The sequence below is a fragment of the Nostoc cf. edaphicum LEGE 07299 genome (assembly GCF_015207245.1).
In the GTDB taxonomy this organism is placed as follows: Bacteria; Cyanobacteriota; Cyanobacteriia; order Cyanobacteriales; family Nostocaceae; genus Nostoc; species Nostoc edaphicum_B.
Genome location: NZ_JADEXF010000404.1, coordinates 1 through 4,714, shown reverse-complemented (window position 1 = coordinate 4,714; position 4,714 = coordinate 1). Strand labels below are relative to the sequence as shown.

Annotated in this window: 5 protein-coding genes; 1 reads left to right on the top strand and 4 read right to left on the bottom strand. The window is 43.0% G+C overall.

Annotated elements, in window-relative coordinates; genetic code table 11:
- From IQ229_RS13545 to lpdA, 4 genes are all read right to left on the bottom strand, one after another.
- Positions 1 to 593: carbonic anhydrase (locus tag IQ229_RS13545; protein ID WP_194044469.1), on the bottom strand; the 593-nt coding region annotated here is incomplete at its 3' end.
- Between the two features lie 117 nt (positions 594 to 710).
- Positions 711 to 962 carry a DUF5340 domain-containing protein gene (locus tag IQ229_RS13540; RefSeq protein WP_069072137.1) on the bottom strand — a complete coding sequence of 84 codons (252 nt, stop codon included), beginning with the start codon at positions 960 to 962 and terminating at the stop codon, positions 711 to 713.
- A 243-nt stretch (positions 963 to 1,205) separates the two neighbouring features.
- On the bottom strand, positions 1,206 to 2,096 hold the full coding sequence (gene trpC / locus IQ229_RS13535) for an indole-3-glycerol phosphate synthase TrpC (RefSeq protein WP_194044467.1): 891 nt from the start codon (positions 2,094 to 2,096) through the stop codon (positions 1,206 to 1,208).
- Between the two features lie 104 nt (positions 2,097 to 2,200).
- Complete coding sequence (lpdA, locus tag IQ229_RS13530) at positions 2,201 to 3,625, bottom strand: dihydrolipoyl dehydrogenase (protein WP_194044465.1); 1,425 nt, start codon at positions 3,623 to 3,625, stop codon at positions 2,201 to 2,203.
- Between the two features lie 394 nt (positions 3,626 to 4,019).
- Here lpdA and IQ229_RS13525 point away from each other — a divergent pair.
- Positions 4,020 to 4,714, top strand: a 695-nt coding sequence (locus IQ229_RS13525) for an SWIM zinc finger family protein (RefSeq protein WP_194044463.1), incomplete at its 3' end; no start/stop codon positions are given.

Sequence of the window (4,714 nt, the reverse complement as noted above, 5' to 3'; positions counted from 1 at the left end):
GTTGAGACGTTCAAATCTTTGATTAACCCAGTGCGTATATCTAGTACCCAGCCGTGAACCATAGGTGCTTTTCGCTCATGGAGTACTTGACGCATGATGGAAGTTTGGTAAAGATTTTTCACTTGCGCCACAACATTGATTTCCGCCAAGCGATTCAGACGTTCTTCTCTTGTTGGCAAGGCGTCAATTTCTTCTTGTTTCTCTAAATACAGTTCCCGAATCGGATTTACCCAGTTATCAAGAATTCCGATAGTTCTCCCTTCTAAAGCTGCCTTAATTCCTCCGCAATCGTAGTGACCACAAACGATAATGTGTTCCACTTTCAGGTGTAAAATTGCGTATTCTAAAACGGCTAAAAAGTTTATATCCGTTAGAGAAACTTGATTGGCAATATTACGATGTACAAATAACTCTCCTGGTTCAGTACGGGTAAACTTTGTTAATGCCAGACGACTATCAGAACACCCAATGTATAGAAAAGGTGGTGTTTGTCCATTAGATAATTCTTGAAAGTAAGTTGGATCTAGAGCTAGCTTTTCGGCAACCCAAGCCTGATTATTTCTGAGGAGTTCATCAATGCTGTTGTATTTCATCTTTCGTCAACTTCAAGAGAGAATCTATCAAGATTTTATTTTAACTGAATCTACAGTTTTGTCTAAATCAAGATGAACTTTCTCAGAACTAAAATCTTATAAAGATGACAATTTTTTTCAATCGGGGGCAACAACTTTGCTATCGTTATGATGGTTGATTGACCAACGGTGATCGATAGTTACAGAGGAAAACTCGCAAATTTCTTCTAGTCGCTTTTGCTGTACAGCAGCTTTACGGAGAGTAATAATTAGCTGATTCACCTGATGCCGTAAATCTGGGTTATCATTTACTGCTAGCATAGTTTGTCTTTCTAAGAGTTGAAGTATAAGTTCGTAGTGAATAGGCGAAGGTAGAGGAATTTGCTCCATGAAGTTAACTTTTGATTTCATATTTGGGATTTTGTATTAGTCACAGTTTATTTCTTATTAATAAATTGTTACATAATAAATAACTAGTTGCTTATGGCTTTGGTTTGATTAGCAATGAAGATTTGGCAAAGATATTGATGATATTTGATAGCAAAATGCTGCGTGTATACGCATAATATGCCCAATTGCTCAACTATTATGTGCAGTTGCCCTACGTCTTTTAGGGCAGATGGGGTGTTTCTTTCAAAAATTCCTCAGTAATATACGGGCGATCGCAGCGCCGGGATCTGGTTGTTTTACCAAAGATTCTCCAATGAGTACAGCAGATGCACCTGCTGTCAGCACTAAACTCAAATCTTCTGGGTTGTGTAGTCCTGACTCGCTGACAACAAGGATATTTTTCTCTTGCAATTGTCTACCCCTTGCAGCCAAAAGTTGGCAAGTAGTTTGCAGATCAACAGAGAAATCTTCCAAATTGCGATTATTGATTCCTACTAAGGAGACCCCATCTAAAGCTAACACACGGTCAAGTTCTGCCAAGCTATGGACTTCAACTAAGGCTGCCATTTTCAGGTTGTGAGCAATTTTAAGGAAGTATTTCAAATCTTGATCGCTCAAAATAGCCGCAATCAACAAAATAGCATCTGCACCTTGAACCCGCGCCAAGTATATCTGATAAGCATAAACAACAAACTCTTTGCATAGTACGGGCAAATCTACGGCAGCCCGAACCTTGGCTAAGTTCTCAAAACTACCTTGAAAAAACTTGACATCTGTCAGCACAGAAAGACAACTAGCGCCACCTTGCTGATAAGACAGGGCGATCGCTACTGGGTCAAAATCTTTTCGTAAAACACCTTTACTAGGTGAAGCTTTTTTAACTTCGGCAATCAATGCTGGCTTAGTCTTACCTTGGCGCAAGGCGGCGACAAAATCACGGGTTGGCGGCGCAGTCACTACCTGTTTCAGCAATTGTTGCAAAGGAACTTTTTCCCGCATTTGGTCATATTCTACTTCTTTCTGCCAGACAATTTCTTCCAAGATGTGGTTTGGTTCTGCATCAGGTACGACAGCCTGATAACGCAATATCGATACATCAATAGCTGGGTTAGGTGAACGGCGACGGATTTGCATAATTAGTCATTTGTCATTGGTCATTGGTCATTGGTCATTTGTCATTGGTCATTGGTCATTTGTCCTTGTTTATTGACAAAGGACAAATGACAAAGAACAAATGACTAAATGGCTCGTTTATAAGCTTCGTCTAGGACTTCGGAAAGTGTTGGGTGGGCGTGAACTAGATGTGCAAGATTGTGGACAGATTGACGGTTGGCGATCGCAGCTGACGCTTCATGAATTAAGTCTGAGGCGTGCAGTCCGAAAATATGGACTCCTAAGACTTCTCCGGTGTCTTTGCGATATATCACCTTGGCAATACCGTCGGCTTCATTTTCTGCCAACGCTTTGGAATTTCCTTTGAAGTAACTTTTACTTGTGGCAATTTCAAACCCTTCGGTTTGTCCTAACTCCTTAGCTGCTGTTTCAGTTAAGCCTACATAGCTGACCTCTGGATGGGTAAACGCCGCTGCGGGGATGCTGCGATAGTCTACTATTTTTTCCCTCCCAACTATATTTTCTACCGCGATGATGCCTTGAGCAGAAGCCGCATGGGCTAACATCATCTTCCCATTAGCGTCGCCAATTGCCCACAAATGCGGTACGACTTCACCTGCTGAGAGTACTGCCATGCGATCGTCTACTGGAATAAAATTCCGCCGATCGAGTTCTACACCCACTGACTCTAAACCAAGATTTTTGGTCGCTGGGATGCGTCCCGTAGCCACCAAGCAAGCATCTACTTCGATGACATCTATATCTTCTTTGGTTTTGAAATCTGCTAACTCAATCACCACAGGTGAACCGGGAATGACTTTTTTGGCGTATATCCCAACTTTCGTTTCAATATCGCGGGGAGTAATTAGCACCCGTTCGGCAAGTTTGGCAATATCGCGGTCAAATCCTGGCATTAACTGATCTAGGGCTTCAATCATGGTGATTTCAGAACCCAAAGCTGAGTAAATATCAGAAAATTCTAAGCCGATATAACCACTACCAATAATCGCTACCCAGTCTGGTAACGACTCTAATTTGACACCTTGATCGCTGGTAAAGACAGTTTTGCCGTCTACTTCAATCCCTGGAGGCACAAAAGGAATTGAACCGGGCGAAAGGATAATGTCTTTGGCTGTGATGGTTTTTTCACCACCGTCTCCGATGATCGAGACTTTTTGCGCCCCAGCGATTTTTCCCCAACCTCTGATGATATCGACTTTTAGACGTTTGAGGCTGTTGGTTAAGTCGCCTTGAATTTTCGAGACGAGATCGTTAGCATGATTAGCGATCGCTTGGCGATCAAATTCCACACTACCAATTTGAATTCCCAATGACTTGAGGTGGTGGGCATTGCGTAACTCCCGCACGCGTCCAGATGCTGCCAGCAGCGCTTTAGAAGGAATACAGCCCCGATTAACACAGGTTCCTCCCATATCAGCAGCTTCAATTATTGCTGTTTTCAAACCACAACTTACGGCGTGTAAGGCTGCGCCATGTCCGCCTACACCAGCGCCGATAATTACTAAATCGTAATCATATCCTTGACTCACGTTAGTTTCCCCGTGTGCTTCGCCTATTTATTCTCAACTTGACCGACAATCAGCGCAACCCTTTTAACAGTTATCAGTTATCAGTTTTATCGCTGAACTCTAAATCCCTTACCTTACATTACCCTGACTGTTTACTCTTGACTGTTCACTGATTTCAGGTTCGGGTATTGCTAACTCAAATTATGATTCACTCACTTCTGGCGAAAATATGGATATTTTCATTATATGGGTTGGTTTTCCCAGAAAAGCGACAATAAATTAAGTGAGTATTTGCAGGGTAATGAAGCTGATTTCAGTTCTGAGCTAGTTAATAAATAGCAATTGCAGTCTCATTTAGAGTATCCACACCTTTTTCTTTACAGCGCGTTAGCGTAACACTAAGCTGGGTTTAGGATTGATCCAGAAGATTTACGCAGGCGATCGCTCGATGTCTATTCCCCAAATTAGTGAATTTACTATCCGCCGTCATGCCAACGCCAAATCTTTCCAGCGGGGCGAGGCATATTATAATGCTGGTGCTGTTAATGCCGTTATCCAACGTGGTCATCTGCTTCAGGCAGATGTTGTAGGCACCGAAACTAGACCTTATCATGTCAGCCTGAATTTCGATAGCAGTGGGTTAACCTCAGTAAAATGCACCTGTGCCTACGACTATGAAGGGTGGTGCAAACACATTGTAGCGACGATGCTCGTTTGTGCGCGTAACCCAGAAAATATTGAGCAACGCCCCACCCTTGAAGAACTACTAAATCGCCTGAATTATATCGAAATTCAAAGGCTGCTGCAAGAGTTGGTAGCAGAATACCCCCCCCTAATTGAGGCGATTGACCGTCATGTAAGTTGGATGACGAATCCTGCTGACAACCAAACAACCATAAAATCCGTGCGCCGCAATACTCTTGATCCGGCTCCCTTTCGGCGGCAAGTACGGCAGATTCTCAAGGATACCGTGCGCTACTTTGAGGAGGGATACGAAGAAGACCCGATTGGCGAAGATTTGCTGAGTGTAGTGCAAACTGCGGTAGATTTTAGCGAACGGGGAGAAGGTGAAAATGCGATCGCTATTTTGGAGGCGATTACTTCTACCTG

Coding starts and splice junctions, on each gene's coding strand:
- trpC (WP_194044467.1), bottom strand. CDS start 2,096: ATGCAAATCCGTCGCCGTTCACCTAACCCAGCTATTGATGTATCGATA.
- IQ229_RS13540 (WP_069072137.1), bottom strand. CDS start 962: ATGGAGCAAATTCCTCTACCTTCGCCTATTCACTACGAACTTATACTT.